The 2,439-nt window shown below is 35.6% G+C and carries 2 protein-coding genes; one reads left to right on the top strand and one right to left on the bottom strand.

Annotated elements, in window-relative coordinates; translation table 11 throughout:
• Positions 1–72 precede the first annotated feature (72 nt).
• Positions 73–1,377: a branched-chain amino acid transport system II carrier protein gene (gene brnQ / locus GSA01S_RS09905; protein ID WP_066127154.1), complete on the bottom strand. Its 1,305-nt coding sequence runs from the start codon at positions 1,375–1,377 to the stop codon at positions 73–75.
• 145 nt (positions 1,378–1,522) lie between these two features.
• On the opposite strand from brnQ, the gene GSA01S_RS09900 reads away from it, so the two are divergent.
• A complete protein-coding gene (locus GSA01S_RS09900; protein ID WP_066127151.1) occupies positions 1,523–2,158 on the top strand; it encodes a sugar O-acetyltransferase in 636 nt (211 codons plus the stop codon).
• The last annotated feature ends 281 nt before the right edge of the window (positions 2,159–2,439 follow it).

Below are 2,439 nucleotides of genomic sequence, written 5' to 3'. Positions count from 1 at the left end.
TAAATGAACTGCCTCCTGTCTACTTGATCGGGGGCAGTTCATTCGTTTTGTTAAGGGTTGACCTTTGCCAAATTAGTTAGGAACAGCTTGACGATTAGTCGTAAAATAAGCAATGATCATTAGAATAATGACTGGCAACATCCAGTTGAGACCTTGATCAGCCAGCGGCAAAGCCTCAGTTAATGCGGTTAAGATTGGTATTTTAATTCCCATACTAACTAAAGAATTTATGATACTAATAAAACTAACAACATAGGCAATGATACGATAAGTTAGTTGACTATGATGAAGCCAATTATCCGTTAAGGTTAAAATAATTAGCGTAATCGCAATCGGATAAAGCAGTACTAAGATAGGGACTGAATAAGTTAAAATGCCATCTAAACCAATATTAGCTAAAGCAAAACTCCATAGAGTTAAAATCACCACATAAGTATGATAGCTCAATTGTGGTAAAATACGATGGAAAAATTGTGAAATGGACGTAATTAAACCTACGCAAGTATTAAAGCAAGCCAATACAAAGATGATACCTAAAACAAGCGTGCCAAATTTACCTAAAAGTAAAGTACTGGCCGCCACTAAAATATTGGCACCATTGGCTCCAAGTTCTACCTTGTCTGCACCGTATTGACCAATAATCGTTAAACACCAATACACAAGTGCTAACACCATACCGGCAACGATACCTGCTTTAGTTGCTACTTTCACGATTTTTGATTCATCTACTTTAAGATTACGTACTGCTGTCACGATGAGTAATCCGTAATTTAATCCCGCTAAAGTATCTAAAGTATTATAACCTGATAAGAAACCAGTTGTAAAAGCGGCTTTTTCATAACCATGGGAAGGCTCTAAAAGTGTCGGTTGTTGATGAGTAAAAGCTAAAATTGTCAATAATAAAATTAAAACTAATAGTGCCGGCGTAGAAAACCGTCCAATCCGATCGATAATTTTATTGGGCGTCCAGCAAAGAAGTGCTACTAGACCAAAATAAACAGCTGAATATAAAATGAGTGGCATTGTAGTAGACATCTCACTATTTAACCAAGGTTTAATGGCCATTTCAAAGGAGGTACTACCAGTTCTTGGAATAGCAAGTCCTGGACCAATCGCTAATAAAATACCAATAGTGATAATATAAGCGAAAATCGGGTCTACTTTACGACCCAAGTTTAACAGCCCATCGGTTTTGGCGACCGTAATAGTACCTAAAATAGGTAGAATAACGGCGGTTATTAAAAAGCCAAAATAAGCTGACCAAATATTACTTCCTGCTAATTGTGCTACTGAAGGTGGGAATATTAAATTACCTGCTCCAAAGAATATCCCAAATGACATCAGGGATAGAGCATAAAAATTTCTTCTTTTTAACATAATTTTCTCCAAATTCTAATTATTTTATTACTTTACAATATAACATCAAAAAATCCGTGATGCAATAGATAACCTTTAGAATTATTGAAAGCAATTCCAAAGCATGATATGATGGAAAAGTAACGATAAGTAGAGGTGATTTAAAATGAAAGAAAAACTACATACAGGAGAATTATATTTACCGAATGTTTCAAGTATTATGGACCAACAACTTCAATGTTTAGAATTATTATACGATTACAATCAAACGCGTCCTACTGAAGGTGAGAAACGAGCTGCTTTACTAAAAGAAATGTTTGCTGAAATTGGTGAAGGTTGTTATATTGAACCGCCATTTCATTCCAATTGGGGTGGACATAATGTTCATTTTGGCAAAAATGTTTATGCTAATTTTAATTTAACATGCGTGGACGATACCCATATCTATGTTGGTGACAATACAAAGCTAGCACCTAATGTGGTTTTATCGACTGCCACTCATCCCATCGATTCCGGTTTAAGATCCCATGCTTATCAATATAATTTACCGATTCATATTGGCAAAAACTGTTGGTTAGGTACGGGCGTAATGGTAATGCCGGGGGTTAAAATAGGTGATAATAGTGTTATCGGCGCCGGTAGTATTGTGACAAAAGATGTGCCCGCTAATTCTCTTGCCTATGGCAATCCTTGTCGCGTAGTGCGAGAAATCGGTGAATATGACCGTCAATATTATGCCAAAGGTCGTGAGATTGATTGGGATGAAATAAAACGTCAATTAGAAGAGGAAGCTGGCAAATAAACGTCTTAGTAGAACTATCAACCATAATTAATTTTAATTGATGATATAAAATGATGAATAAAAAAATGAGCAAATAGTAAATTTTGCAAAGTATGCTAGATTAGAGAAGAGACGTATAATGGAGAACTTCTATCGAGTGATGGCTCGTTAATTGTAAAATCTTCGGTGAGAAGTTTTTACCTAAGAATTAAAGAAATACAAATTTGATTGTGCGAAGCTAGTAAACGAGGTGAAGTTTATTCAATTTTTACTTTTGTCAACTTCAACTGTGCGGGGGTAGG

The organism is Globicatella sanguinis NBRC 15551, assembly GCF_001552295.1.
GTDB lineage: Bacteria > Bacillota > Bacilli > Lactobacillales > Aerococcaceae > Globicatella > Globicatella sanguinis.
The sequence above is the reverse complement of the archived record's forward strand: the minus strand, read 5'-3'. Positions and strand labels throughout refer to the sequence as shown.